Here is a 26,066-nt window from a genome sequence, read left to right as displayed (position 1 = left end):
ATGGCATACAATATCATCTTTTACTTTACCGACCAGCAGCGCTGGGACACCTGCGGCTGCTTTGGCCAGCCCCTGAACATCACCCCCAACCTGGACCAGCTGGCCCGGGAGGGCGTGAAGTTTGACAACGCCTTTTCTCCCCAGCCGGTGTGCGGCCCCTGCCGCGCCCTGTTCCAGACGGGCAAATACCCCACCGAGACGGGCTGCTTCCGCAACAATATCATGCTGCCCTCCAACATGAAGACCCTGGGCAGCTACATTGAGGAGGCGGGCTATGAGACCGCCTACATCGGCAAGTGGCATCTGGCCAGCGACGGCGAGTTAGAGAAAAAGCCTACCATCGACCACACCATCACCGCCATCCCCAAGGAGCTGCGGGGCGGCTACACCGGCTTCTGGCGGGCGGCCGACGTGCTGGAGTTCACCTCCCACGGCTACGACGGCTATGTCTTTGATGAGAACAACAACCGCATCGACTTCAAGGGTTACCGGGCCGACTGCATGACCGACCTGGCCCTGGAGTTCTTTGACCAGTACGACAAACAGAAGCCCTTCTTCATGACCATCTCCCAGATCGAGCCTCACCACCAGAACGACCGTGGCCACTATGAGGGCCCCGAGGGCTCCAAGGAGAAGTACAAAAACTTCATCCTTCCCCACGACCTGGAGGTTTTGAAGGGCAACGCCGCCGAGGAGTACCCCGACTACCTGGGCCAGTGCGCCAGCCTGGACGAGAACCTGGGCCGGCTGGTGGAGCGTTTGAAGAGGGAATGCCTGTACGACAACACGGTCATCATCTTTGCCTCCGACCACGGCTCCCACTTCCTCACCCGCAACCGGGACAGCCACCTCAACGGCTACGACGACTATAAGCGTACCTGCCACGACGGCGCCCTCCACGTACCCCTGGTCATCGCCGGCGGCCCCTACAAGGGCGGCGTGGCGGTGGAGGAGCTGGTCTCCACCGAGAGCCTGCCCAAGACCATTCTGGCCCTGGCGGGCGTGGATGTGGGCGAGGCCATGATCGGGGAGAATCTCCTTGACGTGGTGGAAAAAAGAACGGATAATAGACCTAATCAGGTGTTTGCCCAGATCTCCGAGAGCCGGGTGGGCCGCTGTGTCCGCACCCCGGACTATCTCTATTCCGTGTACGCCCCCGGCGTCAACGGCGGCGAGGCCGCCGCGTCGGACACCTACGCCGACGACTTCCTCTACGATCTGAAGGCCGACCCCTGGCAGCTGAACAACGTGGTGGCCGACCCGGCCTATGCTCAGGCCAAGGCAGACATGCGCGCTCGCCTGCTGGACTGGATCGAAAAGGCGGAGGGATACCGCCCCACCATCACGGACTGAGGAGTGGGTTTGTTTGGCGGGCTCCGGGAAAAAGACGGAAGAGGTCTACCGCTGGCTGATGGCCTACATCGATGAAAACAAGTTTTCCGGCAACCTGAGGCTGCCCTCGGAAAACGCACTGTGCCGTCGGTTGGACATGAGCCGTGAGACGGTGCGCGCTGCTCTGGAGCGCATGGCCCAGGAAGGGCTGGTGCGGCGGGTCAAGGGCAGCGGCACCTACATCAACAAGGAGATCGCCCTGTCCCGGGAGCTGGGCATCGGCTCCGCCCCGCTGAAAATCGGTCTCATTCTCCAGGGCCAGGACACCAACGCCAACTCCGAGCTGCTGGAGGGCATCAAAAGCGTGCTGCCCGCCGACCAGGTGGACCTGCGGGTGTTCTTTACCGACAACAAGTTCTCCAACGAGCGCAGCTGCCTCCAGGCGGTGGTCCACCAGAATTTTCAGGGGTTCATCATCGACGGAGTGAAGGCCAGCCTGTTAAACCCCAATCTGGACTGCTATAAGGAGATCTACCGGCGGCACATCCCAGTGATCTTCTACAACAACTACTACAAAAATCTCCGCTGTCCCCGGGTCATTGTCAACGACACGGAGTGCGCCGACCGGCTCATCGGCCTGCTTATCGAGCGGGGCCACCGGCATATCGCGGGGATCTTTGTCTACGACAACTACCAGAGCATTGAAAAGTTCCAGGGCACCGCCGCCGCCATGCAGAAGCGGGGGGTGGAGTTCCAGGACGACTACATCAAGTGGTGCGTCTCCAACGAGGCCCACGATCAGCGCTTTGCCCGCTCCATCGACCGCTTCTTGAAGGGGCTGCCCAAGTACACTGCCATTGTGTGCTGCAACTACATGATTTACCGCCTGGTGCGCCGGGTGCTGGAGGAGCAGGGCAAGCGGGTGCCCGAGGACTGTTCCCTGGTGTGCTTTGACTACTCCGGGCCGGACTGGGAGGCGGAGGGGATCACCTGCTCCGTCCACCAGGGCAGGCAGATGGGCCGCCTGGTGGCCACCCGGCTGATGACCATGATCGAGCGCCGGGACTGCGACGACAAAAACTATACCTACGTCATGAAGCCCAAAATTTATGAGGGCACCTCTATCCGAACCTTGTAAAAAAGCTCTGAGCGGCCCCCACAGGAACCGCTCAGAGCTTTTACTTATCGCAGAGTTACCGCCGCCTGGCGCAGGCGGGGCAGAGCATAGTCGAAAAATTGCCGGAAAGCGGGGCAGTAGTAGTTCTCCCCCTGGGGCCCGAAAGCCGTCCAATCCCGGGGACAGCCGCCCCGGCAGATGGCCAGGTAGGGGCACTGGGCACAGCCCTCCGGGCGGGTGCGGCCCCGTGCCAAAAATTCCTGGCTCCGGGGGCTGTTCATAGCCTGCGTCACTCCGGTCTCATTGATATTTCCTAAGTACCACTCATCCAGCACAAAGAAGTCACAGGGGTACAGGCTGCCGTCTCCCTCCACCACCAGGTAGCTGCCGCAGGCCCCCGAGGCCGCGCAGGTACTGGGCGGCCTCCCGGCCAGAATACGCAGGTAGTCGTCAAAGAGGCGAATGCTCACATAGCGCCCGGCCTGCCAGTCCCGGTACCAGCAGTCAAACAGGCCGCACAGAAAGTGGCCGTAGCGCTGGGGCGAGAGGGAGTAGGGCATGCTGCCCCTGGGAGCCTCCAGCGGGTCCAGGCAGGGGATAAACTGGAGGGGATGATTGCCCAATTTATTGAGGGACTGGTATACCTTCTGAGGGCTGCGGGCCATGGGCCCAGTGACCACACAGAGAAGGTTTGTCTCCACTCCCGCTTTGTCCAGCTCGTGCAGGGCGGCCACCGCCCGGTTCCAGGTACCCTTGCCCTGGGGGTCCACCCGCAGAGCGTCGTGAAGGTCCCGGGTGCCGTCCAACGAGAGGCCCACCAGGAAACGATTGGTTTGGAAAAACTCCGCCCACTCCGCCGTGACCGCCATGCCGTTGGTCTGGATGGAGTGGTGGACCGTCACGCCGGAGGGGATGAGCTCCCCCTCCATGGCCACAAAATCCCGGAAAAAGTCCAGCCCCGCCAGGGTTGGCTCGCCTCCCTGGAAGGTGATCTGAATAACGTCCCCAGGCTGGGCCGCCTGGGCGGCGGCACGCAGCAGGTTCCGGGCCGTCTCATGGGACATGATGCCCATGCTCTGGGTCTCCCGGCACTGGGCCACGTCCTCATAAAAGCAGTAGCGGCAGCGCAGGCCGCACAGGCTGGAGGCCGGTTTCACTAAAAAGGTGAGCTGTTTCATGGTCTCCCCTCCCTGAGGCTTTTGCTTAGTATACCAGATTCACAGGGTTCAGCCAATGGTTTGCAGCACCAGTCCCACCAGCAGATTGCCCACGCCGCACAGCACCATCACCAGGATGGGGTTCCATTTCAGCCCCCGCAGAGCGGCAAAGGCGGCGGCAAACAGCACAAGGCCAACCCAGTTGACATTGACAATGGCCATTTCTGCTCCGCCGAAGGCCACCTGGATCAGGACGGACAGACCTGCCGAGGCGATGAGAGCCACCACTGCCGGGCGCAGGCCGGCCAGTACACTCTGGAGAATAGACAAATTTTTATACCGATAGTAGATAAAAGCCAGCAGGGAGACGATAAACAGGGACGGAAAGATGCACCCCAGAGTGGCCACCAGCGCTCCGGGCAGCCCGGCAATGCGGATGCCCACAAAGGTGGCCGAGTTGACGGCAATAGGGCCGGGGGTCATTTCCGCAATGGTGACCAGGTCGGTAAACTCGTTCATGGTGAGCCAACCGTGAAGCTGAACGGTTTGGGCCTGAATGAGGGGCATGGCAGCATAGCCGCCTCCCACAGAGAACAGGCCAATCTGGAGAAAGCTCCAGAAGAGCTGCAAGTAGATCACTGGAGTTCCCCTCCCTTCTTCCGCTGGAGCATGGCAAGCACCACGCCCAGCAGTCCGGCGGCCAAAATGATGTAGATCACGTTGACACCGTAGACAAAGGTGGCGATAAAGGCAGCTGCCATTACTACCATGTGGATGGAGGACTTGGTCTTCACCACGTTGGCTCCCAGGCCCCACACCACATCCAGAATGACGGCCGCCACGCCCGCCTGCATCCCTTTAAGCACCAGGGCCACATAGGGATTGGCGGCAAAAGCGGCGTAAAAGAGGAAAATCACCGACAAAATGGTGATGGGGGGCAGCACGGTGCCGATGACCGCCGTGACCATACCCGGAAATCCTCCCACTCGCCAGCCAACCAAGATGGCGGCGTTGACCGCAATGGCTCCCGGGGAAGACTGGGCCAGAGCGGTGAGATCCAGCATCTCCTGCTCATCGATCCAGCCCAGCTCATCCACAAATTTCCGCTTCATAAAGGTAATGATGACAAAGCCTCCCCCAAAGGTGAAGGCACTGATATACAGCATACTGAAAAACAGCTTTAATAAGGTCCCTTTTTTGTCCTCCCGCGCCATAGCATCCCGCTCCTTTCCCCTCCATTATATCTGCCCGGGATGAATGAGTAAAATGCTATCTTTTTATCAGATCCATAACGAAATCAGCATGAAAAGAGGTCCAGGCCATGACGCTCCGCCATATGAAAATTTTTCTGGCCGTCTATCAGACGCAGCACATCACCAAGGCCGCCCAACAGCTGCGCATGACCCAGCCCGCCGTCACCCGGGCCATCCAGGAGATCGAGTCGTACTACGGCATCCGTCTCTTTGAGCGCATCAACCGCAAGCTCTACATCACCCAGACCGGTACCATGTTTTACACCTATGCGGTCCACATTGTGGATTCCTTTGACCAGATGGAGAAGGGCCTGCGGGACTGGGACCAGCTGGGGCTTCTCCGGGTTGGGACCACCATTGCCCTGGGTACCGACCTGCTGCCCCGGGTGCTGGTGCGCTTTCAGCAGTCCCATCCCAATTTGCAGATCCGCTCCGTGGTGTCCAACGGCGCGGCCCTTCAGCAAGCTCTGCTGGACAACGAATTGGACTTTGCCGTGATGGAGGGGAGCGTAGGGCAGGAGGAGCTGGCCCGACGGGCCATTGCCCCCGACCGGCTGGTGCCCATCCTGCCGCCGGATGACCCCAGAGCCCATCAGGAGCGTCTGGAGCTCAAGGATCTGGCCCAAGATTCTTTGCTGCTCCGGGACAAGGGGAGTGTAGGCCGCGCCTTTGTGGAGCGAGTCTTTGCCATTCATGAACTGCCCTTGGTGCCCACCATGGAGAGCGTGAGTACCCAGGCCATCATCCAGGCAGTACACCTGGGGCTGGGTATCTCCTTTCTGCCGGAGCGTCTGGTAAGCGGTGCTGTCCAGTCCGGCTTGGTGGCCACCAAGCAGCTGTGTGACGAGACCTTTGAGCGGGAAAACTACATTGTCTGGCACCGGCACAAGTTTTTGACCTCCTCCGCCCAGGAACTGATGGACTGCTTTGATCAGATGAGCCGGGAGCTTCCCTCTCCTCCGGATACAAGCGATGGGGCCTGCAACACTTGATAGCACAGGGCAAGGCCCACGCACATGAAGTTGCGGGTGGACAGGGAGATGAGGCGGGGATCCAGCTGGAGGGAGGCCTCCACGCTGGCGATGGCTCGCTTGTAGTTCTTTTTCAAGATGAGGTCGGTGATGCGGTTGGTCTTTGCCATGAAGTTGGTAAAGGTGAGATCCCCCAGCATATCCGCCGAGCCTCTGGCCCAGGCCACGGAGCGGTCGGGCTCCATCATCAGGCCCAGCAGATAGGTACGCACGGTCTCTGCCATCTGGGTGTTGATGGCGGTGTGCTGCAGGAAGGGGTAGGCCAAAGCCTTGGTCTCCAGGTATTCAATGGCCTTCTGCAGGGAGATCATGTCCGACTGGTAGATGGCGTTGATGCCCAGCAGCAGGGCCGCGCCGTAGGTCACGGTGGCGTTCTGCCACTGCTCGGACAGCATGGCCGCCCGGTGGGCATAGATGTCCGACTCGTCAAAGCGCCCCTGGACGCTGAGGGCCTCGCCCAGATAGAGCTCGTAGGCCCCGCGCCGTGATTGCCGGTGAGGGGATTGTAGACCTCCAGCATATCCCGCAGCTCATCGGCCGTCTCCATCATCTTGCCCGGCGTGCGGTAGAAGAGATACCACATGGAGGTGGTGCCGAACATGTAGGGCTCCCGCCGATTGAACAGCTGGGAGGGGGCGCTCATCCGCTGGGCGGCCTGCTGATACTGGGCCTTCATGCGGGGAATATCGGGAAACTCCCGGAAGGCAGAGAGGAGATACCACTCGCCCATCAGCTGCTGGCTGCCCAGCTTCTCCACGATCTCCCGGCTCTGCTCCAGCGCGGCTTCAAAGCCCGGAAAGTCTGTGCCGCCAAACAGCGCCAGGCACAAACGCAGCATGGAGAGGGGATAGCGGCCCAGCGTCTCCGGGGGACAGCGCTGCAGCACCCGGCGGGCCAGGGAGGTGTAGCTCACCGAGCCGAAGGTCTCTCCCATCAGACCGGTCAATTCGCAGGAGAGCAGCCGCTCATCGTTGCCCGCCTGGAAAAAGCACTCCACCGCCTTTTTGTTGTTTCCCGTCCGGCGGTAGATCTCTCCGGCCCCCTCATACACCTGACAGCGGAAGTCCGGCGGCATGGTATCCAGCATTTCCAGCAGAAAATGCCGCAGCAGCTCATGGGGATAGCTGGCTCTCGCCCGTAGGTCGTGGTGCATCAGGGGCGTGCGCACCAGGAGATTTTTCAGGGCTACCTCCTGGCCGGGGGCAATGTCCGGCAGCTGGTCCTCCTGGATGCAGTCGTACACCGCCACCCGCAGCAGCATCTCCTGCTCCTTGCAGGAAACCTTTCTCCAGAAGAATTCATGGAGCAGCCCGTCCATATCGCGAAATTCCGGCAGCTTGTCGGGATTGTCCTGCAAGCTCTTCAAATACAGCGCCACCGCGGCCGCCCAGCCCTCCGTATTGCGATAGACGGTATCCGCCTGCTGTTTAGACAAGGTCAGCCCCAACTGCTGGGCGTATTGCAGAATGTCCTTCTTGCCCAGCAGAAAATCCCGGGAGTTTAACCGGGAGACGCCGGAGGAGCTTTCGAACACCGCCCGCAGCTTTTTAAAGTTCTGGGAGATCAGCACCACATGCAGCCCGTCCCGGGGACGGTCCGCCATGGCCTGCAGAAGGGGCAGGGGCCAGTTATCGCCGATGAGCTGGAAATTGTCCAGAATCAGATAGCAGGGAGTGGAAATGGAAAGCCGGGATAAAATATCCGCCGCATCGCTCACATTGCTGCGGTTTAAAAAGCCCAGCTTCCGCAAGGCCGCGCCCGCGTCGCTGTCCAAAGTGCCGATCTGCCGGATAAACCAGTCCAGGCTGGTGTCCTGCAGAAAGCTCACCGCAGTAAACCAGCGGACCTGCTCCGGCGGAATATCCCGCATCACCCAGCGAACGGCCGTGCTTTTTCCATAGCCCGCAGGCGCCTCGATCATGGTCAGACTGCTCTGGTATATGGAAAAAAGCTTCTGTTGAATTTCCTGAGAAAAGTAGAACTGCTCCATTTGCTCACCCCAATTTCACATAGTTTTATTTTACCATAATCAAAGGCGGCAAACTATTACCCATTTCACCCCCAAAAATGGGTCATGCCTCCGGGGAGTCCCGGAGGCATGCGATCAGAGGAGCATATGCTGCTTCAGGTCCTGACGGCGGGTGATGCCCAGCTGCTTCATGGCGCTGGACAGGTGCCGTTTGACCGTATTTACCGAAATATTCATGTGTTTTCCGATCTCTTCGTTGGTCCATCCCCGGGCCGCCAGCATGCACACGGCAAACTCCGTGGTGGTCAGGTCGTCAGCCACATCGTGGCCGGTCACCGGGTTGTGTACTTTGCGCCATCCCGCAGAGAAGTGGTAGGTAATGTCGATGATGCGCTTAAAGTCCTCGGGCCAGCCGGGCTTGATGACCGACTCCAGCATGCCACCCAGCAGGCCGTGGTGTTCCCCAAACCCCTCGATGAGCCCATCGGGCCGGGCCAGGTCCCAGGCTGCCAGGAGATGGGCCTTGGCCCGCTCCGTCTGGCGCAGGCTCATGCAGTTCATCACCGCCACCAGGTGCAGGTAGATGGCCGGGATAGGGTATTGTTCCGCTCCCATGGACAAGGTGGCCTCCACAATGCCGATACTCTGGCCGTATTGCTGCTGCAAATAGAGGTAGTGGGCGTAGACATACAGGGCAAAGGCTCGTGGTCCAGGAGGGAGGAGAGGCAGAAAGCTCTGCATATCCGGCAGCCCCTGGGGCAGAGGCAGATGGAGGAGCACCGCTCCCGCCGCGGCCACAAATCCCGCTGCCGCCTGGAGCTGGGGCGACTGTCCTCCCGCCTCGTTCAGGGCCTTGTCCAGTGCCCGGAGAGCAAACCCGGCCCGCTGGATACGCCCCAGGGACAGGTTAGCGTAGGCATAGATGAGGCATGCGGAAAGCTGGGACCTCATGTGAGGACTGTTGAGATAGGGCTCCACTTCCAGCGCCGCCTGTTCCGGCCTGCCGCTGAAATAGTGGTACTCCGCCAGGGCGATATCCCGTTGGGGCCCCTCTGCCATGGCCTGCGCCGTCTCCAGGCAGCGGCCCGGCAAGAAGGGGGTGTTGATCAGGGGCATGAGCATCCCGCTGTCGCACACGTCCTCCGGCTCGGGGGATTTCAGGGAGGGGGAACCTTCCCCCTGTTGGGGATGGGCGGGCTTTTCCGCATCGGCGGGGATGGCCCATGCCTTTCCAAATTTCCCCGCGCCGGGAATTCGCCCCTGGGTGCACAGCTGCTGTACGCTCCGGGGGGAGAGATTCCATTTTTCGGCGGCCTGCCGTACAGTCATATAGTCTATAGGAACCTCCAAAAATAACCGTTTCTTCCTTTTTATTATAGAAGATGTCGGGCCAGGGGGGCAAGAGAGGGGAAAGAACCCAATGTTCTCCGGACTCTTGGCGTCAGCAGCCGTTACAAAAGATCCTCCTTACTTATGAAACACATAGTTGTCCAGGCGATCAAACGCCTCCTGGATACGGGAGAGGGGAGAGGCCATGTTCATGCGGATGTGGCAGGGACCGTTAAAGGCCCGGCCGTCCTGCCAGCCCACGCCCACGTCCCAGCCGGCCTGGATCACCTCATCCAGTGTCCTTCCGGTGCGCTGGCAGTAGTCGGCCAGGTCCAGGAACAACATATAGGTGCCCTGAGGCATGGCGGCAAACACGCCCTGGTAGTGGTCCCGGATATGTTCATAGGCGTACTTGCAGTTGCCCTCCAGCACCTGGAGCAGCTCGTCCGTCCACGCCTGTCCCTCGTCGGAATAGGCCCCGATGAGGGCGTGCATGGAGAGGACGTTCATTTCATTATAGTGGGTGGCGTCGCCCCAGGCCTTCACCCGGTCCCGGAGATAATCATTGTAGATGATGTGGTAGCTGCCAATAAGGCCCGCCAGATTGAAGGTCTTGGACGGGGCGTAGACGGCCACGGTGTGCTCTCTGGCCCAGTTATTGACCATCAGGGTGGGAGTGTGCTGAGTGTAGGCAATGTCCGCCCAGATCTCATCGGAGATCACCAGGCACTGGTTGGCCTCATACACCTCCATGGCCTTTTCCAGCTCCCAACGCTCCCAGACCCGGCCTGTGGGGTTGTGGGGGGAACAGAAAATGGCCAGGTGGATGTGGTATTTCTTCAGCTTGCGGTCCATGTCCTCATAGTCCATGCGCCACACGCCGTTTTCATCCCGTTTGAGCGGGCTGTACACGGATTTCCGTCCCAAGCCCTCCACATCGGCGCGAAAGCCCACATAGGTGGGACTGTGGAGCAAAATCCGGTCTCCGGGAGCCGAGAGGGTCTGAACGGCGCTGGTCACACAGCCGTGGACCCCGTTCTCGTAGCCGATGTAGTCCCGTTTGAGTCCGGCAAAGCCATTGCGCTTGGTCTGCCAGTTTATGATGCTCTGGTAGTATTCGTCCCGGGGCAGGAAATAGCCGTAGAGAGGGTGCTTGGTGCGCTCCATCACAGCGGCAGGCACAGCCGGACAGGTAGCAAAGTTCATGTCTGCCACCCACATAGGGATGGAATCAAACCCCTCCTTGGGAGCGGTGGGTTCGTTGCCCCAAACCTTGTGGCCGATGCCTTCCACGGCAATGGAATCCATGCCGCGGCGATCAATAATGGATGTGAAATCGTACTTCAAAGTCATCTGCCTTCTTTCTTAAAATCACTTTTGGATGGTACACAGAGTTTCCCGGTAAATGCAGTTTTTTATTGTGTTTTTCTTCATTATACAGATATTTGAGTGCAATTTCAACGCATCACCCGCTGGGATTCCACTTATCTCCAACGCTGCAATAACCAAATTTACAAGCGGCTGCTTTGCACTAAATTTTGACCACCAAAAAAGCCAAAATTTAATACTACGGCTCCCTGCATCTTGACCCAAAATCTTCCGGTTCAAAAAAGCCTTGAAATCGTTGGTTTAACAGCGATAAGGAACTAATTCAACCTTATTACTGTTAGCTGACAGTTTCAGGTGTGCAGAACAGAAGCAAAAAAGCGAAGGCATTCTGGGTGCCTTCGCTTTTTGCTTCAATTTTTTTGTTATTCCGCTCTACCGCGCAGACGGTTGTTCCGGAACTGTATCCCTGATCGCAGTGGTTATACATGCCTGGCATCAGGAAAAGGCGACCTGACCGGTAAATGTCATGATCCCGAAAAACAGCAGGATTAGAGCTCCGAAGAAGAACAGGAATCCGCCCAGGACAGGTTTTCGGGGGCGGTTTTCCGTAATGTGGTCGGGCCGATCGGGATCGTAATAGCCAACCACCTGCCGCCCGAGATCCCGCTTGCTGGAAAGGGCCTGACGGCTTGCGTACTGATAGGTCCTGCCATTTACCGCATACTCATAGGTTGGAAGATAAACCGTCTCCCGGCGCAGCCGATCACTGCCGTCCTTTTGGTGCTCCCACCGTTCATCGGCCGATTCCTCGATCCATACCACCTTCATCATCGTGGTGCCGGTGTACCGCCGCACATCATCCTCGTATTCCTTCTGTGCGCTTTTTCGACGATGGACACCAAGCCATGCCATCAGCACGGCCGCGAGGAGAAAGCCAATGCCCGCTGTGATATACTGCATATATTCTACGGGCCATACCACAAGCGCTATCGCAAGAATGAAACCGATCACGATAACTTTGATACTCTTCATATGTCCTCCTTCCTGCCGCTATGGGCGGGGATCTCTTTTTACGATACCGGCGGCTGGTTCTGTACCGCATCCACAAACAGAAGGGTCAGTCCGATATAAGCGGCGCAGGCTACTGCCAGCAGAACGCAGAGGACGACACAGACCGATTGAACCGGTTTCCGCAAGTAACGGCGGGAGAGGACTATCCCCAGCAGCGACAGCAACAGCAGCGCCGCAGCGAGCCAAAGAGGCATACTGTCCACCTCCTTTACACGTCGCGAAATGCGTCGATCATATCCGTGAACCATTTCAGTTCGCGGGCAAAGCGCTGCCGCAGCTGCGTCGGATTCTCATGGCCTTTGCCGATATCAAAGAAGCCGTGTCCGCTGTGAACCGCGATATACAGCCTGCCGTCCGAGTTGAGATTCACGGCGAATTTACCGATGGAGGAATCTGCCAGCGCCAGAATCCGTTCCATCCGGCCGGGGGACAGGATGCGCAGAGCCGCCGCTTCATCGTCGCTGCTCAGATTGAAGCGCTTGTCAAAGCCCTCATTCCCTGTTTGGATGGTTTTGGAGCTGAACAGCTTATCCAGTCTGTCCCGCGGCCAGATGGTCAGCCATGTGGGAAATTCCCGGTTCAGCTGGCACAGCATCCACTGGCCGGTGTAGACCTCCTGCTCGTTCTTTTCCCACAGGCCGGTCTCCTCCCGCTGAAACTCGCTGACTTCCGTCAGCCGGACGGTACACAGCTCCGTGGTCAGGCCGCGATAAGTTCCGCGGATATACCCGCTGCCGCTGCAATGGGTGTGTCTGGGCAGGGGTATGTTCGTGTCCTCTGCGTCCAGAAGATGCGGCGTGGGGCTCATCTGCACGTTTTCAAGGGCAGCGCTTACGATGTCCGGTGCGATGGCATCGAAGGTCTGCTGGCTTGCCTTGTCCTTGGACTTGCCCTGCACCATCTGCCCCAAGCCAAGGATTACGCCGCCGATGACGACCAGCACAATGTTGCCGCCCAGAATGATGCCTGCGATGGCGACCACACCGCCCACCAGCGAAAGGAGTTTTCCGCCCAATTTGCCGCTCTTGCTTTTGCGAAGCTGCCGCGACAGATGTTCATCCGTCATGTTCCTGCTTTTTTCTTCCATATTCTTCTCCTTATTCTGTCGTGCCGGTCAGTGCGGGGCTTTCCGTTATCAGATCCAGCAGATTGCCCATACCGGTCAGCGAGGCGATGAACCACTTGCGGATGCCGTCGATGTCCCGCAGATCCAGCTCCTCCGGAACGCCCGCAAACACATACCGGGTGTTCAGAGCCAGCGTCAGATCGCCGTCACGGAGAATAAGACCGCACAGCTTGGAAGTTCTGGAAGATTCCTCCAGCTTCTGTACCAGGTCACGCAGCTGCGGTGTGACCTGATCGTCCGCCTCCCGGCCATCCGCCGTGTGAGCGGCAAAGTGCTTCCGGAAGGCGGCAGGGTCGGTGATGTCGTCCTTCTTCCGCTCCTGGAACATATCGTTCAGGGCAATGTCCAGCGTCGGGTCACAGATGTCCTTGCAGCGGACCACGATGCCGCGGAACAGCGTCTCGGTTCGGGTCATCCAGTTGTCGTTGTCGGGGCCGGACTTTTCTTCCACCGTGCGGCGCAGCTCCACGTTGGCGGCGGAGAACCGCAGCCCCTTGTGCTCGCCCTCGTGGAAGTCCGTCACGGTACACTCTGTAAAGGAGACCGTCGACAGCTTTGCCGCCGTCAGGTACGCCCAGTCGATGGGCAGCGTGGCCGGCTCCGGCTCCGGACCGAAGGCTTTTGTCAGCTCCGTGCGGAAGAAGCCGCCCAGCTGCTGCTTCATCAGGGCTTTTTTCTTCTTCTGGGCGGGCTGTGCCACCAACAGGAACAGTGCCACACCGGAAAAGGCCAGAATGCAGATCACAATAATATTGCGATACACAAACATCATGATGCACCCGGTGATCACCAGAATAACGCCTAGCAGGATTCCGATGCTCTCCATTCTCTGATAGCTTCCCAGCTTTTTTGACAGCTCCGTGTCGGTCATGCGCTCGGCGCCCACAGCGTCAAAGTCGTTGCGTTTCTTTCGCATAGCCGTCCCTCCTTAGTAGCAAAGGCTGAAATACAGGCTGCGGTAGGGATCCACAGTGTCGATGTCCATGAGGGCAGCTTCGGGCGAAATGCTGTCCAGCTGCATACGTTTGGCACTGTCTTTATAGTTGTCCGGCTGCGCCTCGGCGGCAAAGACCAGACCGTCATAGTCCTCCGGGAGATAGACGGCGTAGCTCTTGGTCAGGACCTGCGCCCAGTCGCCCACGTTGTACTGCCAGTCAGTGGAGTAGGCGAATTCAATGAGATAACTGTTCCCCTGCCAGCTGATGGTGTGGAGATAATAGTTGTCCCCGCGCTGGCTGTTGCCATAGGCCGTAGAGGTGGTGAGCCACATACCGGTGTAGAAGTCATAGAGCTCACTGCTGGTGACAGTCGTATACTGCTGGTCAAAGTAGGGGATGGAGTCCTCCGGGATGTAGCAGATGGCGTCAAAGTGCAACTCGCGGATGCCGTCGTGGGTGTAGTCGCCGTTCTTCGTGATCTCCCAATAGCAGTCGTCGGTGTTGTAGCCATCGCCGAGGCCCGAATAGCTGCAAACCCCGTCTTCCAGCAGGAATGGCCCCATCTCCACGGCGGCGTTGATCTCAAGGCCGTTTCTCGTGAAGTACGGCTGCTGAGACTGGATGCCCTCCACCGGGAAGAGAGATCCGCCGTTTGTAATGTCCATCAGGTCGCCGCTGACGGTGCGGTCCAGCTGCAAGGTGTCGCCGCTGCCGTCAAAGTGGAGCGTGATGCCATATTCGTCCACCCAAAGCGTACCGTATTCGATCACTTCATCCTGATCGTTTACAAATTCCCATGTGGCGTCGTCGCGGATGCGCAGCCAGAGGTTCTCCCCTTGATACTCCCAAAGGCCCACATACTCGCTGAGATCATCGCCGCTGAGGTCACCGCCGCTGATGGCAACGGTGGAAAGGTCCTCTCGGAAGACATAGCGCTCCACCGGGTCCCAGATCCAGATCAGCTCCGTAGCGTCGCCGTTTTCGTGGATGAAGCTGACCAGCACATCGCTTTCCCCGTCGTCGTCCATATCGTCAAAGGAGATGGCGTTGAATGCCTGCTCCGCGTCTGGGATGTTCATGGGAAAGGACACGCTGTCAAAGAGGACCTGTTCCGGCAGATCCCGGTAGAAGGCCGCGCTGCTCTCGCTCACCGTGACCAGCACATCCACGCTCTCGCCATCATGGGTGATGGTACCGCTGCCAACTACCATGCCGGTCGTGCGCCAGTCATCTCCCGCGACATTGTCAGAATTGCCGCAGGCGGCAAGGCTCAGGCAGAGCGCCATGGTCAGCACAGGGATAAAAATATGTTTCCATCGATTCTTCATGGTTCTCCTTCCTTTCCATCACTCCATCATGTAGTAAACGCCCTCATCGCCCCAGACCAGAGAGTCCTCGTCAACCTCAAAGACCCGGTAAGAAACGCCGTCATACATGGTGGAGTCCGCATAATAGGTGCTCACCTCGTCCATGGAGTAGGTGAAAACTCCACAGTCCATTTCCGCAGGCTCAGCGCCGGGGGCGCGCTGGTAATAGCTCCAGTTTCCGTTACCGTCGATGACGATATAGGTCTCAGCCGAGAGGTCGCCGTCATAGTACCAGATACCCTCGAATTCGGAGACATTCCGCTGGCAGAGGTCGGAATCCCAGCTCCAATAGGAGTCCGGGTCTCCGTCTAAACTGCCGTTCCAGTCGGGCACCTCGTCCCCCGAGGGATCGGGCTCGTCATCCTCGGTGAGACGACCGCCGTCTTCATACCAAAGGTACTCCATCCCTTCGCCGGGGTTGAAGTAGCCGTAAGCGGCGCTGTAGAGCTGGCCGTCCTCCATGGCGATGAGGCTGCCGGAATCGTCCAAGTTGCTGTAGGCATAGATGGCCTCCCACTCCGGCTCATAGCGGAGGTAGCCGTCGTCCACCACTTCACCGCTGAGGTAGAGGGTCCAGTTGCCCTCGGCGTCGAACTCCATGGAGTCGTAGTCATTATTTGCTTCGCCCAGCCAGATACCCTCGAAGCCGCTGAAGTCGTTGACGGTGTCCTCGTTGAGACCACCTCCCAAACCCTCGTTGGGATCATCCTGCGGGGCGATTTGTCCCTCCGCATTGCCGCAGGCTGTACACAGCAGGAAAAGCAGCAATACCAGTTCCGCCAGAAGATATGGCTTTTTTCTCTTCATGTGATATTCCTCCTCATTCTTCATCGCTCAAATACAGCTGCGAAAAAATATTTTGATAGGTCTCATCCATATCCGCCGCAGCATCGGGGGGTACGCAGAAGCCGTAAAGATAGGTACAAATGTCGGTGTCCATGACAAACACGGTCCATTCCCGGGTATCTTCGTTCTCACCGGCGGTATAGGTTACGATGTAAACCGGATAGCTTAAATTTTTGCTGTATTCCTCATTTTCTTCGGCGGACAACAGCTCATAGGTATCCGCACCACTTAAAGACAGAGCGCAGGCTGTCAGATAATCGTCCAGCTCCTGCACATCCGGAACAAAGCAGCTTTGCTCCGCCGCATTGACCACAAGGAGCTGCCCGTCCTCGGTGATATCCTCATAGCGGTAGGTGCCGTCGTCATGATTCTCAGAGAGCAGGTTCTGCATATTGGTAAAAGGCAGTGCGCCACCCATCAAAACCGGGATGCCATCCTGTGAGATCACATCGCCCCGGCCGTCGCCGTCCGCAGCGTAGAGCTCCGCGATCTTCTGGTCATAGGTCTCCCGGTCGTAAGCGGTGTCCATGAAGATGGCGATGCCGAGATCTGGCGGCGAGAAAATGAGGAAATCGCCGTTTTCAAAAAAGGTAGAGGAACTGGGATCGTAGTCCGGGTTGACGGGCTGGCCGTCCTCCCCGTAGAACTGAAGGTGGAAGCCTGCGCTTAGCTGTTCTTCCGTGTACTCGCCCAGGTCGATCCCGGCGCTTTCGCCTTCCTTCAGCGTGGTCTCCAGGCGGTTTTCGCCCCAACCCTCCTCCGAGGTAAGGCTGATGCGGATATCCGCGATGGGGTAGGTGCTGCGGTTCACCACGGTGATCTGCATGGGATACTGCTTCGCACCGCAGGCGGCAAGGCTCAGACAGAGCAGCGCCAGGGCGAATATCAAAATGGGTCTCCGTTGTCTCATTTCATTTTCCTCCTTCTTCCGCGGGACCTCAGATGTCCCAACTGTCCATCCAGTTTGCGCCCCAGTCAACAGCGGGATCATATGGTTCTTCGGGGATCCAGCCCGCAGGATAGACGAGGCCGTCTTCATCGTGGTAGGCAAGGCCGTCGTCGCCGATGGTGTAATCGTTGCCCAACAGGTAGCGGTTCACGCCGTCGTAGTACCAGACATAGAAGGTGGAGTATTCGTCTTCATAAAATTCCGCGTTTTCCATGTCCGTGTAGGTGTAGAAGTCGGCATCGCGGTAGAAGACGCCGTCAAAATGCTGATCGTCCCCGTAGCGGCCGAAGCGATCGGCGGAGAGGGTGAAGCTGTTGCCGTCGTCACCGGGGCAGAGGTAGGCGCGCGTCCCGTTGTCGTAAAGATAGAGGCCCATGCCCTCGCCCTCGCCGTTCCGGTTTGGCAGCAGCACGCCATCGTCGCGCAGGAGGAAGTTGTAGAGAAGACCGTTGAAGAAGATCATCGGCCGGCCGCTCGCCTCGGACAGCTCGAATTCTCCGCGCCCGCCGAGTCCCCAGCGAGTGCGGTAGGCGTAAAAGCCCTCCGTACTGTCAAAGTATAACTTCGCGGTGCCGTCGATGCTCCACATCCCGTCGAGAAATTCCATATCCATGACGGTCTCATAGCCGCTTTGCGTATCGTCAGATTCGGTTTCGCCGCAGGCGGTCAAGCCCAGGCACAATGCCAGCGCCAAGAATAGGACAAGTTGCTTTTTCATCTCTCTCCTTCCCGCAGCCGCTATGCCATTTTTTGATAAAACTCGAACTCACTGCCCCAGCGCAGCGTGTCGTGGTCAAGGAGGGTAAATTCATAACCCACATCGTCGAACTGGGAGGAAACAGCGAGATACATCTCCTCGGAGCCTTCGGGGGCCAACTCGATGGTGCCGCTGTCCACCGTGGTGGGGTCGCCGTCGCCGCCGGGACGCTCCAGCAACTCCCAGCCGCCGTTTTCGTCAAACACAAGGATGCTGGGCGCATCCGCCTCGGCGTCCAGGTACCAGGTGCCCGCCATCATCTCAAAATCGATGTCGCCGGTATTCTCGCCCGGCGCGTCGCCGGTCATCTGCGTAAAGGTGCCAAACTCGGCCACATGCAGGGCGCCGACCTCGTCGAACCAGCTGCGGTAGGCCACGCCGTCGTGCTCATTGTAGAAATAATCATAGTCATACTCCGGTACGAACTGAATAAAGCCGCTGGCAGTCAGCTCTTCGTCGATGTCGTACAGCGCAAAGCGCACCTCGTCGCCCTCATCATTGTTGGAGACGATCAGCGTGCCGCCGTCCTCGCCCGTCCATGCGCCGCCGTAGATATACAGGTTCGCCATCTGTTCGCTGTCCTTGACCAGCCCCTCAAAGGAATCCGGAACGCCGTATAAATTGTAGTCGCTGCCGTCATCGCCGTAGTCTTCGTTGCTCTCGCCGCAGGCGGCAAGGCTCAGGCACAGCACCAGAGCCAATGCAAGAGACAAATATTTATTTACGTGTTTCATCATGTTCTTCTCCTTTTTCAGATCAACTGTGTCAATGTTCCTGTTCCGCCATAGACAATATCTCATCATGGCTCAGCTCCACATCGCCGAAGCGGACAAAGATGCCGTTGGTCACAGCGCTGTTCCATACCCGCGCATCTGCCAGCGGGCGAAACCGGATCTTGTCCAGATACGGCTTCATGTCCAGCAAAAGCCGGCTTCCGGACACAAAATCCACCTGCAAAACATGGTTGGGCAGCGGCGTGACGGCTGTGAGATACCTTCGGTTCAAGTGCGTGCCCTCCTTTCCGCCAAAATAAAAATCCACCGTACATATATTGTACGGTGGATCGTATGGGATAACCATTAACCAAAGGTTAGGTCTTTTGCCCGAATAGCTCGGCAAGCCGCTTCCGCTTGGTTCGGGTGTCACCCTCCATATGAAGCTTGGAATAGATCTGATTCACATACTGCTTGACGCTCCCCTCGGAGAGATAGAGCTTTTCCGCGATCTCGCGGTTGGAAAGCCGCTGCGCCATCAGCTCCACGATCTCGAATTCCCGCGGTGTCAGTGCGTCAAAGACCGCCGGACGGGCGCTTGCCGCGTTTCGCGCCCCTGCCCCTTCGCCAAGCTCGGTGATCTTCGCGATCAGGTCAGTTTTGATCTCCCGCGCCAGCAGGGGCTTCAAATGCGCATAGTTTTCCACGAACGGCATCACAATACCGTCCGGCGCGGCATCAGAGAGGGCCTTCCCCAGCCATGCGCGGGCTTCCTCGCTCTTTCCCAGGCGTTCATAGGCTGCCGCTGTCTGGATGCGGATGTGCAGGGCCACCAGCGCATAGTGCATGGCTTCGCAGACCGGTAGCAGCTCTGCGCTGTACCCCACCACCCGGGCATAAGCGCCTTGGGCAAGATACACCTGATTTTCGATCATTTCCATCATAGGCTTACCCGGCGCAAGCATATTGATATCAGAGAGCCGGTGCTGCGAAAAAATTTCAGGTATTTTATCCGTTTCGCCGCATAGTGCATGGTAATAGGCACTGGTGGCACACCAAAGGTTGATCCATGAGGCGTCGTGATAGCGCAGCAGCGCCGCGTATCGCTCCTCAAAGGTATAATGCTGCTCCACATCTGTATACCGCGAGAGCCGCCACGACAGAAAGTCGCAGCAGAGTGCCATGTTGATCTGCCCGTTGTCCTTGACCTGCGCATAGGCACGTTCCAATTCGATATGCGCATCGGTGAAACGGCCCTGACAGAACAGGGCCTCCGCGCGCATGATGGTTTCCGCACCCTGTCCGTGGTGGTTGGTGACCTTATAGTAATGGGGCATACACTCGTCCATCTCGGCAAGCTCGCTTTCGAGTTCTCCCGGTGCGCGGTAGAACATCATCAGAACGGACGGCGAGCCGAAGGTCCAGCCGCCGCTATTCTGGATGCTGATGGCGGGGCGGGACATCTGCGCGCTGGCGCTGCGGTGCAGGCGGCTCATGTCGCTGATGTCATTGTAGCAGAGAAAACTCAGAATGAGGTCGCATTCGCCCAGCAGGTTGCCGCGTTCTTCTTCGGAAAGCTCCGGGTGCTCCTCAATAGCTGACAGCAGCAGTGCCTTCAGCTCCAGCATCTTCGGAATTTGACGCCATGTGAACATCCGGCGCATCAGCACCAGAATGGCAAGGGGACAGGCCTTTAGCGTTTCGGCGGGGCATTTGTCCAGCGCTGTCAGCACATCCTCGGGCTTCAGCGACGCCAGCAGGATGCCCGCATCGCTGCGAATGACCCGCAGCAGCGCATCGTAGTTTTCGCTTTTCCGGTAAGCAGCGATGGCATGAAGATATTGCTTATGTTCTTCATACCAGAAACCGAACCGCTCCCAATAGCGTTTCTGCGTTTCTGCTTTCATCGTCAGAAAGCTGCGCTCTGCGCACTCCTTCATCATGTGGTGGAAGCGATAGGTCGCGCCGTCAGGCAGGCGCGTGACAAAGGCGTTTTGCGCAGTCAGCATGGAGAGAATTTGCCCAGCGTCCGCGTCGCCTGTGATACACTGCGCCATTTCGATGGTAAATTCATCGGCAAGTCCCATGACCGCCAAAAACTCCCGCTGTTTTTCCGGCAGCGGATCGATCATGGCGGCGGTAAAGGTGGTATAGATGTCGGAATTGCGGCTCGGTAGCACGCCGCGCTCAGAGAGCGTTCGCAGATTCAGGTACACGGCGGAGAACCAGCCCTCGCTGGAATAGAGGAGGCTTTCGACCTGTGCATCGGAAAGATCCGTGCCGCAGCGGTGGGCATAGACGGCAAGCTCCGTATGGTTCAGGCGCAGCTGCTCCGTGCCAATTTGATAGGCCTTTGCCCCCAGCCGCACCGTCTCCGCAGCGGGCACAAAACGGTCCCGGCTGGCGACGATCAAATGCACATTGACGGGCAGCCGGTTTGCCAGCATACAAAGGAAGGTCGAGGCACGTCTGTCCGTCAGCAGATGAAAATCGTCAATGAAAATGTAGCAGGATGTTTCTCCCGCCAACTCATGGCAGAGGTCATCCACCATCAGTCCGCTGCCCGCTGCGTCCGTGGGGCAAGGATATTCCCGCAGGAAGGGGAAGCCCGCGCGGGCAAACGCCTCCTGTACGCTTTTCCAGAAGATCGCAAGGTTATCGGAATACACGCTGATGCGGATGATTTTCAGGGTTTCCGCCTTGGCGCGCTCCTCCAGATACCAGTTCACCGCCGTGGTCTTTCCGTAGCCCATGGGGGCGACCACGGTGGTCATGGCGCAGCGGGAGATGGGCCGCAGGCTCTCCTGCAGCCGCTCGGATATGTAAATGGTATTCAAATTCCATTTTGATTTTGGCATAATGCGTACCTCCGACGATTTATTTTCCCAAAGTCTCCGACTCAAACGGCACGACTACGAATCTCAGCATCCGTACCTCCGGCAAACTCTGGACATATCGTATTGCTGTCTTAGCAAAGACATTGGATTTTATCGTGTCCCAATCTGCCAGCTTCACGATCTCCGCTGTGCCGTTTTCAAAATCAAACCGAATCTCACCCCATTCGCCGTCGTTGTCCGCCCGATACAGGTAGACAGCGGCGGCTATTTTTTTGTTCTTTTTGCGGCACTCGGTCTGCTTCAGCGTTACGGTATGAACAAGGCCGCGTTCCAGCAGCTTCAGGCGCAGCTTGTCCAATGTGCGCCGGTAAAACCTCTCCGCGCCGCTGGCTGTTGTTCCCTCAAAATCCACCGCCAAGTCCTCAAAGGTGGACTGCGTAGACAAAGTGCTGACGCGACCGCAGGTCATGCAGATGGCGTTCCGCTTTTCCAGATACCATTGCTCTTTATAGGATAGCTGGTCAAATGCCGCCGCGACCGTCTTTGCCTGAATCCCGTTCCAGAGGATGTCGGCATAGTTCCAGCTATCGTCGCGCGTCACATCCTCGCCAGTTTCCTCGCCGTCCTCGTCCTGCTCCATTCGATAGAGGGAAACGATACTGCGGTTGCGCCGGGCAATGGTCAGCAGCTCGTCCGCAGAAACGCTTTCGCCCTTATATCCGCTTTGGGCGGCGAACTCAGAAATGACCTCTGCGCGGCTTTTACCCGAATTGTTATATATCGCGCCAATCTGCCGCACACGCCGGTACTCCGCAAGGCTGGCAAAGGAACCGGCTTCGCCCATCATACGGCAGAACAGCAGTCCGTCCCGGATATAGTGTTTCGCGTATTTCAGAAACTCCGTCTCCTGCTCTGGGTCAAACCTCGGCAGACAGTACAGCAGCATTTGCAGGACTTCCAGCTTGTAGTCCAGAAACCGCGCCGGGTCGTAGCGGTCATATCCGTTGCGGGTGAGAAAGCGGTAAATTACACCGTTCAGCCGCTTTTCAAAGTGGTGCAGGAAGAAGGAAAAGTATGCAAGGTCTTTGCGATGGGCTGTTTCGCGTATGTAGTCGTTCAGTTCCATTTTGGGCGGTTCCGGGTCAAGCTGAAAGACGTTCTGGACTTCGCGCATGGTCAGATCATCGGCATTATAGAACGGTACTTTTGCCACATAGCCGGTCAAATCCCATGTCCAGTCCACAAACTGCGCTGGTATCATCTCATTACGATTATCCTTCATCTCCGCACCTCCTTCCGCTGTGGGTTTTGATTACTGCTTCCTATTCGCTTTCGCTTCTGCCAACAAAGCCGTCTGCTCCATTTCGGTGGCATAGCTACCCTGCGCATAGTCATTGTCTTGCAGCGCTTTTTCCAGCTTGCTTTTTGCAAGTACTTTCATCACAGCGGCGGTCTGCTCGTCCAGCGTGCCGCGCCCAAGATACTGCGTGATCGTGTTGAACCGCTTTGTATAGATTTTCTTGATAGGATGGTCAGGGGCAAGCTCCCGCTGCTCCCGCCCGCGAAGATTTCCGACCTGACGGCAGGTGCGACCGCGTTTGTCATTTGGCGCGTAGCCGCTGCAATATTTCGTGTGCCGCGCGTCGGTGGTCAGGAACCATTTCCCGCAGACGGCGCATTTTCTCGGCGCGTGCCCGACGCATAACCCCTCAAAAAGATCGGCGCGAAACATCCCAACAAAGGATACAAAGTGCATCCGCTTGACGAGCTGCGCCTCCGCATTGCCGGGATGGATCGCGGGAACATACTGCACCGTCGCATTGGTCAGCGCCATCCACGACGGATTGCTTTCTTCCAAGGTGGCGTTCTCCCTGAAAAACTGCCCAAACGCGGCGGCATATCCAATGGGCGTCCGTATTTCGGCGTTTTCTTGCAAGAACTCTGCAAATGCAGTCAACGTCATTTTATACTGTCGCAGGGAATAGCTCAGATGCCCCAGCACCGGAATGACGCGGATCAGGAGTGCCGCCAAAGGCTGTGTGCCCATGACACCGCTGAGCGCCTGCTGCTCCATCGAAAGCTGCAAATAATTGTTCAGTTCGGCAAACGCTTCTTCGGAAAACGCCGGCGTGAGGTAATCTTCAAACTGTTTTCTGTCCAAATGGGAAAACGGCTGGACATCGTGTAGCTCGTGAATGATAGCCCGTCCCGCCTCCTGTGCTTTCGGGAGAAGCTGCATATCTACATTCTTTAAGCCAATGCCGGTCAGCAGTTGATTCAGGATCATGCACGGCGCGTCCAATCGCGTGATCGTTTCGTCGGGAATGTTCAATACCGCGCAGCCGATCGTTCCGGTCGGCATGACGCTGCCCGCGTAGGTCACGGTATCCTGCCAGAAATCCAAAGATAAAACCTTGTGGCTGATAAGCTCCTGTGCCATACTGCGTCCTCCTGTCACGTTTTTCTATTTTCATTATACCACGAGAATATGAACGTGGAAAGACCTGTCATGTTTTTTGAAATGAACTTGTCATGCCATCCGCCTGTTATTTACGAATCCGAACATAAAACAGACAGAGAGGGAAGAAAACTTTCTCTTGAATCTATTTTACGGAGGATACAGCATGAACCTTTTTCAAAACGTCAAGTATGGCGTGAGCTGTCGGGAAGCTGCGGAACGGTACGGGGTATCTGTCAGCCGGCAGGGCAAAGCCCTCTGTCCGTTTCACAACGACCGGCACCCCAGCCTGTATGTGGCAGACAATCATTATTTTTGTTTTGCCTGCGGCGCACATGGGGACGTGATTGACTTTGCCGCAGACTTTTTTGATTTGCCGCTTTACGAAGCCGCCCAGCGGCTTGCGGCAGACTTCGGCATTGACACGGACCGACCGCCAACAAAGAAAATTCTTGAAAAGCGCAGACAGCAAACAGAAGCACAGCAGCTCACGGAAAACGAGCGGCTGTGCTTTTCTGTTCTGTCCGATTACGCCCGCGTACTGCGGGAGTGGAAGTTGCGGTATGCGCCGCAGTCGTCTGACGAGACCGTTCACGCACGGTTTACCGCCGCGCCGATCAGGAACGGGACATCCGGGAAGATCAGAAGCACGTGGAGCAGGCAAGAAAACGCCTTGCCAATCTTGATGTGGTCATGTCCCGGCTCTATGAGGACTATGCTCTTGGTGAGATCAGCAAGGAGAAGTATAAGAAAATGACGGCTGACTATGAAGCGGAGCAGGAACGGTTAAAGCTCGAAATTGAAACGACGGAAGAATGGGTCGAGCAGCGTCAAACAATGGGCGACGATCTGGACGCTTTCATTGCGCTGACAAAAAAGTATGTGGATGTCACGGAGCTGACGCAGACGATCGTCAACGAGTACATCAAGAAGATCATCATTCACGCACCTGATAAGTCTGGCGGCAAGCGCAGACAGAAGGTGGAGATCATCTTCAATTTCGTAGACGAGGTGGAAATTCCCGTACTGGCAGAACCCATGATCGCAGAATCTACCCTTGGACGCAGAAAAACGGCGTGACCTTCACGGTCACACCGTTCTCTGCCCCACCGCAAGACTTATAGTTCCTTACGACTGTTAAGCCTTTGATTTCAAGGCTTTTTATGGAGTGTAAGACCAATTGAGATATTTGCGGAAATCCATGACTTTCAAGGCTTTGCGGGTCTTCACCCATTATTTTTTTGCCGTTTTGCTGCGATGGCTGCGGATTTTCCACCCGAGGGTCAATTTTAGTGTTCGACCAAAAAAGATGTCCGCTTTATCCATGCCGAAAAATTGACTGAGGGAAGCGCCTGCTTCATCGGACACATCATCCAAGGAGTTCGTCCAGCAGGTAGTTGTATTCCGGCAGCTGATCCGTGTACTCTTTCATCCATTCCCGCATAGCTCGCTTTTCCAGATTGGTGGCTTCCGTGTAATCCTCGCTGTGCCCTTCCTGCTCCATAAAATCGTATGCAAGATTCTGATAGATCTCTTTCACCAATGTTTCGGGATCTTCCAGTCGTGTTACATCGGAGTCATCAATGGAATCCGCCGCAGGCAGGCCAAGCAGAACATACCCGAACTTTTTCGAATAGACCACATCGAGCAATTCAGAGCCTTCAATGTAGTTCTGGAATACCCCAAGGACCCTCTCAAGCTCACTTTTCTTTTCCTCTAATGAACTCATGGCAACATCTCCTTCCGCCGGAATGAGCAACTTTCCCGGTCTGGTGTATGTGGTTCTTTTATTATACCGCATTTTCTTTGGCCGTGGAAGAGAGGTGGGACGGGAACTTTTCCCAATCACATGGTCTGTTCCATCGTTGCCACCCGGAAATAACCATGAGAATATGCGGGGGCCAGATCAATTTCGCCATCTGGGCAATAGACCCGGACTCCTGCTGCGGTCAACTTTTCTCCAATCGCCGCCAAACCTTCGGCGTCACGAGCCAGACGGTCGCCGTTCATCACCAGCACCCGGTCATAGACTCCATGTCGTGCATCACGGATCAGCGTTCGAATGCTCTGTCGGTTTGCGTCCAAGCCGCTCTCATATTGGAGCATCTCTGCGGAAATCGAAAAACCAAGCTGGCCGGCGAGGCTTCGGAGTGCGGTGAGCTGCTGGTTTATGGCGAGACAGTTGCTTTCCGTAGACGCTCCATCTACCCGGCAGTATAGGCAGCACTTAGACATCTGATTTGACCTCCTTGAACGAATTTGGGGAGACGCTACCACTCAGCCCTGACATTCATCCCGGATGAAATCATACAGGGCTTCCGGTTCTTTCAGGCACCACTTAGTTTTTTCATCATCGGTCCAGACTTCATATGCCATCATTGCATTGGGCGAAGATACCCGTGTCATCATGGAAGCCACAGGGCGTTACCATGAGCCGGTAGCTGCGGCACTGCACGAGTACGGGATCTATGTCTGTGTCTTGAATCC

Annotated in this window: 28 protein-coding genes; 5 read left to right on the top strand and 23 right to left on the bottom strand. The window is 57.2% G+C overall.

Annotated elements, in window-relative coordinates; all coding sequences use genetic code 11:
- A complete protein-coding gene (locus ACEVJL_RS14060; RefSeq protein ID WP_374738201.1) occupies positions 1–1,353 on the top strand; it encodes a sulfatase family protein in 1,353 nt (450 codons plus the stop codon).
- Positions 1,354–1,366: 13 nt separating this feature from the next.
- Positions 1,367–2,470 (top strand): GntR family transcriptional regulator, encoded by a 1,104-nt coding sequence (locus ACEVJL_RS14055; protein WP_302668194.1) that lies wholly within the window; start codon positions 1,367–1,369, stop codon positions 2,468–2,470.
- 44 nt (positions 2,471–2,514) lie between these two features.
- On the opposite strand, the gene ACEVJL_RS14050 is transcribed toward ACEVJL_RS14055, so the two are convergent.
- Genes ACEVJL_RS14050 through ACEVJL_RS14040 form a run of 3 tightly spaced genes read right to left on the bottom strand, consistent with a single transcriptional unit; the run spans position 2,515 to position 4,820 of the window.
- The gene (locus ACEVJL_RS14050) at positions 2,515–3,627 is read right to left on the bottom strand and encodes an anaerobic sulfatase maturase (protein ID WP_374738200.1); all 1,113 of its coding nucleotides are present in this window, start codon (positions 3,625–3,627) and stop codon (positions 2,515–2,517) included.
- A 48-nt stretch (positions 3,628–3,675) separates the two neighbouring features.
- Entirely contained in the window at positions 3,676–4,245 is a 570-nt protein-coding gene (locus ACEVJL_RS14045) for a chromate transporter (protein WP_374738199.1), read from the bottom strand.
- Entirely contained in the window at positions 4,242–4,820 is a 579-nt protein-coding gene (locus ACEVJL_RS14040; protein WP_302668197.1) for a chromate transporter, read from the bottom strand. Before ACEVJL_RS14040 ends, ACEVJL_RS14045 begins: the two co-directional genes overlap by 4 nt.
- Positions 4,821–4,942: 122 nt before the next feature.
- Between ACEVJL_RS14040 and ACEVJL_RS14035 the strand changes: the two genes are divergently transcribed.
- Entirely contained in the window at positions 4,943–5,851 is a 909-nt protein-coding gene (locus ACEVJL_RS14035) for a LysR family transcriptional regulator (RefSeq protein WP_374738198.1), read from the top strand.
- On the opposite strand, the gene ACEVJL_RS14030 is transcribed toward ACEVJL_RS14035, so the two are convergent.
- From ACEVJL_RS14030 to ACEVJL_RS13950, 17 genes are all read right to left on the bottom strand, one after another.
- Positions 5,791–6,285 (bottom strand): hypothetical protein, encoded by a 495-nt coding sequence (locus tag ACEVJL_RS14030; protein ID WP_325207074.1) that lies wholly within the window; start codon positions 6,283–6,285, stop codon positions 5,791–5,793. The two genes, ACEVJL_RS14035 and ACEVJL_RS14030, sit on opposite strands and share 61 nt — an antisense overlap.
- Positions 6,252–7,880: a hypothetical protein gene (locus tag ACEVJL_RS14025; RefSeq protein WP_374738197.1), complete on the bottom strand. Its 1,629-nt coding sequence runs from the start codon at positions 7,878–7,880 to the stop codon at positions 6,252–6,254. Before ACEVJL_RS14025 ends, ACEVJL_RS14030 begins: the two co-directional genes overlap by 34 nt.
- Positions 7,881–7,994: 114 nt before the next feature.
- On the bottom strand, positions 7,995–9,188 hold the full coding sequence (locus ACEVJL_RS14020) for a LuxR C-terminal-related transcriptional regulator (protein WP_374738196.1): 1,194 nt from the start codon (positions 9,186–9,188) through the stop codon (positions 7,995–7,997).
- Between the two features lie 138 nt (positions 9,189–9,326).
- Positions 9,327–10,535: a MalY/PatB family protein gene (locus ACEVJL_RS14015; RefSeq protein ID WP_374738195.1), complete on the bottom strand. Its 1,209-nt coding sequence runs from the start codon at positions 10,533–10,535 to the stop codon at positions 9,327–9,329.
- A 477-nt stretch (positions 10,536–11,012) separates the two neighbouring features.
- The gene (locus ACEVJL_RS14010; RefSeq protein ID WP_235396357.1) at positions 11,013–11,549 is read right to left on the bottom strand and encodes a DUF3592 domain-containing protein; all 537 of its coding nucleotides are present in this window, start codon (positions 11,547–11,549) and stop codon (positions 11,013–11,015) included.
- A 38-nt stretch (positions 11,550–11,587) separates the two neighbouring features.
- A complete protein-coding gene (locus ACEVJL_RS14005; protein ID WP_235396359.1) occupies positions 11,588–11,782 on the bottom strand; it encodes a hypothetical protein in 195 nt (64 codons plus the stop codon).
- Between the two features lie 14 nt (positions 11,783–11,796).
- A complete protein-coding gene (locus ACEVJL_RS14000; RefSeq protein WP_374738194.1) occupies positions 11,797–12,675 on the bottom strand; it encodes a DUF3137 domain-containing protein in 879 nt (292 codons plus the stop codon).
- Positions 12,676–12,685: 10 nt separating this feature from the next.
- Complete coding sequence (locus ACEVJL_RS13995; RefSeq protein WP_302667793.1) at positions 12,686–13,630, bottom strand: hypothetical protein; 945 nt, start codon at positions 13,628–13,630, stop codon at positions 12,686–12,688.
- 12 nt (positions 13,631–13,642) lie between these two features.
- Positions 13,643–14,980, bottom strand: a complete 1,338-nt coding sequence (locus ACEVJL_RS13990; RefSeq protein ID WP_374738193.1) for a hypothetical protein — start codon at positions 14,978–14,980, stop codon at positions 13,643–13,645.
- 18 nt (positions 14,981–14,998) lie between these two features.
- Positions 14,999–15,826, bottom strand: a complete 828-nt coding sequence (locus tag ACEVJL_RS13985; RefSeq protein WP_374738192.1) for a hypothetical protein — start codon at positions 15,824–15,826, stop codon at positions 14,999–15,001.
- 13 nt (positions 15,827–15,839) lie between these two features.
- Positions 15,840–16,775 (bottom strand): hypothetical protein, encoded by a 936-nt coding sequence (locus ACEVJL_RS13980; RefSeq protein ID WP_235396369.1) that lies wholly within the window; start codon positions 16,773–16,775, stop codon positions 15,840–15,842.
- A 28-nt stretch (positions 16,776–16,803) separates the two neighbouring features.
- The gene (locus tag ACEVJL_RS13975; protein ID WP_302667790.1) at positions 16,804–17,532 is read right to left on the bottom strand and encodes a hypothetical protein; all 729 of its coding nucleotides are present in this window, start codon (positions 17,530–17,532) and stop codon (positions 16,804–16,806) included.
- Positions 17,533–17,552: 20 nt separating this feature from the next.
- Positions 17,553–18,308, bottom strand: a complete 756-nt coding sequence (locus ACEVJL_RS13970; RefSeq protein WP_374738191.1) for a hypothetical protein — start codon at positions 18,306–18,308, stop codon at positions 17,553–17,555.
- Positions 18,309–18,336: 28 nt separating this feature from the next.
- A complete protein-coding gene (locus ACEVJL_RS13965) occupies positions 18,337–18,576 on the bottom strand; it encodes a DUF2442 domain-containing protein (protein WP_302643415.1) in 240 nt (79 codons plus the stop codon).
- Positions 18,577–18,661: 85 nt separating this feature from the next.
- Positions 18,662–21,142, bottom strand: a complete 2,481-nt coding sequence (locus ACEVJL_RS13960) for a helix-turn-helix transcriptional regulator (protein ID WP_374738190.1) — start codon at positions 21,140–21,142, stop codon at positions 18,662–18,664.
- A 19-nt stretch (positions 21,143–21,161) separates the two neighbouring features.
- On the bottom strand, positions 21,162–22,403 hold the full coding sequence (locus ACEVJL_RS13955; protein WP_374738189.1) for a hypothetical protein: 1,242 nt from the start codon (positions 22,401–22,403) through the stop codon (positions 21,162–21,164).
- Positions 22,404–22,433: 30 nt separating this feature from the next.
- Entirely contained in the window at positions 22,434–23,561 is a 1,128-nt protein-coding gene (locus ACEVJL_RS13950) for a DUF6076 domain-containing protein (RefSeq protein ID WP_374738188.1), read from the bottom strand.
- A 184-nt stretch (positions 23,562–23,745) separates the two neighbouring features.
- Between ACEVJL_RS13950 and ACEVJL_RS13945 the strand changes: the two genes are divergently transcribed.
- Both ACEVJL_RS13945 and ACEVJL_RS13940 read left to right on the top strand, forming a co-directional pair.
- Positions 23,746–24,336 (top strand): CHC2 zinc finger domain-containing protein, encoded by a 591-nt coding sequence (locus ACEVJL_RS13945; protein WP_374738187.1) that lies wholly within the window; start codon positions 23,746–23,748, stop codon positions 24,334–24,336.
- Positions 24,273–24,659 (top strand): DUF4368 domain-containing protein, encoded by a 387-nt coding sequence (locus ACEVJL_RS13940; RefSeq protein WP_374738186.1) that lies wholly within the window; start codon positions 24,273–24,275, stop codon positions 24,657–24,659. Before ACEVJL_RS13945 ends, ACEVJL_RS13940 begins: the two co-directional genes overlap by 64 nt.
- Before the next feature lie 153 nt (positions 24,660–24,812).
- Here the strand turns inward: ACEVJL_RS13940 and ACEVJL_RS13935 are convergent, their stop codons facing one another.
- The 3 genes from ACEVJL_RS13935 to ACEVJL_RS13925 all read right to left on the bottom strand — a co-directional run bounded on the left by ACEVJL_RS13935 (position 24,813) and on the right by ACEVJL_RS13925 (position 25,814).
- Positions 24,813–24,956 carry a hypothetical protein gene (locus tag ACEVJL_RS13935; RefSeq protein WP_164706804.1) on the bottom strand — a complete coding sequence of 48 codons (144 nt, stop codon included), beginning with the start codon at positions 24,954–24,956 and terminating at the stop codon, positions 24,813–24,815.
- A complete protein-coding gene (locus ACEVJL_RS13930) occupies positions 24,949–25,308 on the bottom strand; it encodes a hypothetical protein (RefSeq protein ID WP_087334825.1) in 360 nt (119 codons plus the stop codon). Before ACEVJL_RS13930 ends, ACEVJL_RS13935 begins: the two co-directional genes overlap by 8 nt.
- A 116-nt stretch (positions 25,309–25,424) precedes the next feature.
- The gene (locus ACEVJL_RS13925) at positions 25,425–25,814 is read right to left on the bottom strand and encodes a recombinase family protein (protein WP_071430640.1); all 390 of its coding nucleotides are present in this window, start codon (positions 25,812–25,814) and stop codon (positions 25,425–25,427) included.
- Positions 25,815–26,066: the final 252 nt, after the last annotated feature.

This window comes from Flintibacter porci (assembly GCF_041925195.1).
GTDB classification, from domain to species: domain Bacteria; phylum Bacillota; class Clostridia; order Oscillospirales; family Oscillospiraceae; genus Lawsonibacter; species Lawsonibacter porci.
This window is presented reverse-complemented; position numbering and strand designations above follow the sequence as displayed.

Coding starts and splice junctions, on each gene's coding strand:
- ACEVJL_RS14020 (WP_374738196.1), bottom strand. CDS start 9,188: ATGACTGTACGGCAGGCCGCCGAAAAATGGAATCTCTCCCCCCGGAGC.
- ACEVJL_RS13925 (WP_071430640.1), bottom strand. CDS start 25,814: ATGTCTAAGTGCTGCCTATACTGCCGGGTAGATGGAGCGTCTACGGAA.
- ACEVJL_RS14035 (WP_374738198.1), top strand. CDS start 4,943: ATGAAAATTTTTCTGGCCGTCTATCAGACGCAGCACATCACCAAGGCC.
- ACEVJL_RS13990 (WP_374738193.1), bottom strand. CDS start 14,980: ATGAAGAATCGATGGAAACATATTTTTATCCCTGTGCTGACCATGGCG.
- ACEVJL_RS13940 (WP_374738186.1), top strand. CDS start 24,273: ATGTCCCGGCTCTATGAGGACTATGCTCTTGGTGAGATCAGCAAGGAG.
- ACEVJL_RS13960 (WP_374738190.1), bottom strand. CDS start 21,142: ATGCCAAAATCAAAATGGAATTTGAATACCATTTACATATCCGAGCGG.
- ACEVJL_RS13980 (WP_235396369.1), bottom strand. CDS start 16,775: ATGAGACAACGGAGACCCATTTTGATATTCGCCCTGGCGCTGCTCTGT.
- ACEVJL_RS13970 (WP_374738191.1), bottom strand. CDS start 18,308: ATGATGAAACACGTAAATAAATATTTGTCTCTTGCATTGGCTCTGGTG.
- ACEVJL_RS13930 (WP_087334825.1), bottom strand. CDS start 25,308: ATGAGTTCATTAGAGGAAAAGAAAAGTGAGCTTGAGAGGGTCCTTGGG.
- ACEVJL_RS13985 (WP_374738192.1), bottom strand. CDS start 15,826: ATGAAGAGAAAAAAGCCATATCTTCTGGCGGAACTGGTATTGCTGCTT.
- ACEVJL_RS13950 (WP_374738188.1), bottom strand. CDS start 23,561: ATGGCACAGGAGCTTATCAGCCACAAGGTTTTATCTTTGGATTTCTGG.
- ACEVJL_RS14060 (WP_374738201.1), top strand. CDS start 1: ATGGCATACAATATCATCTTTTACTTTACCGACCAGCAGCGCTGGGAC.
- ACEVJL_RS14030 (WP_325207074.1), bottom strand. CDS start 6,285: ATGCTGTCCGAGCAGTGGCAGAACGCCACCGTGACCTACGGCGCGGCC.
- ACEVJL_RS14005 (WP_235396359.1), bottom strand. CDS start 11,782: ATGCCTCTTTGGCTCGCTGCGGCGCTGCTGTTGCTGTCGCTGCTGGGG.
- ACEVJL_RS14050 (WP_374738200.1), bottom strand. CDS start 3,627: ATGAAACAGCTCACCTTTTTAGTGAAACCGGCCTCCAGCCTGTGCGGC.
- ACEVJL_RS13995 (WP_302667793.1), bottom strand. CDS start 13,630: ATGCGAAAGAAACGCAACGACTTTGACGCTGTGGGCGCCGAGCGCATG.
- ACEVJL_RS13975 (WP_302667790.1), bottom strand. CDS start 17,532: ATGAAAAAGCAACTTGTCCTATTCTTGGCGCTGGCATTGTGCCTGGGC.
- ACEVJL_RS14025 (WP_374738197.1), bottom strand. CDS start 7,880: ATGGAGCAGTTCTACTTTTCTCAGGAAATTCAACAGAAGCTTTTTTCC.
- ACEVJL_RS14010 (WP_235396357.1), bottom strand. CDS start 11,549: ATGAAGAGTATCAAAGTTATCGTGATCGGTTTCATTCTTGCGATAGCG.
- ACEVJL_RS14000 (WP_374738194.1), bottom strand. CDS start 12,675: ATGGAAGAAAAAAGCAGGAACATGACGGATGAACATCTGTCGCGGCAG.
- ACEVJL_RS14040 (WP_302668197.1), bottom strand. CDS start 4,820: ATGGCGCGGGAGGACAAAAAAGGGACCTTATTAAAGCTGTTTTTCAGT.
- ACEVJL_RS13955 (WP_374738189.1), bottom strand. CDS start 22,403: ATGAAGGATAATCGTAATGAGATGATACCAGCGCAGTTTGTGGACTGG.
- ACEVJL_RS13945 (WP_374738187.1), top strand. CDS start 23,746: ATGAACCTTTTTCAAAACGTCAAGTATGGCGTGAGCTGTCGGGAAGCT.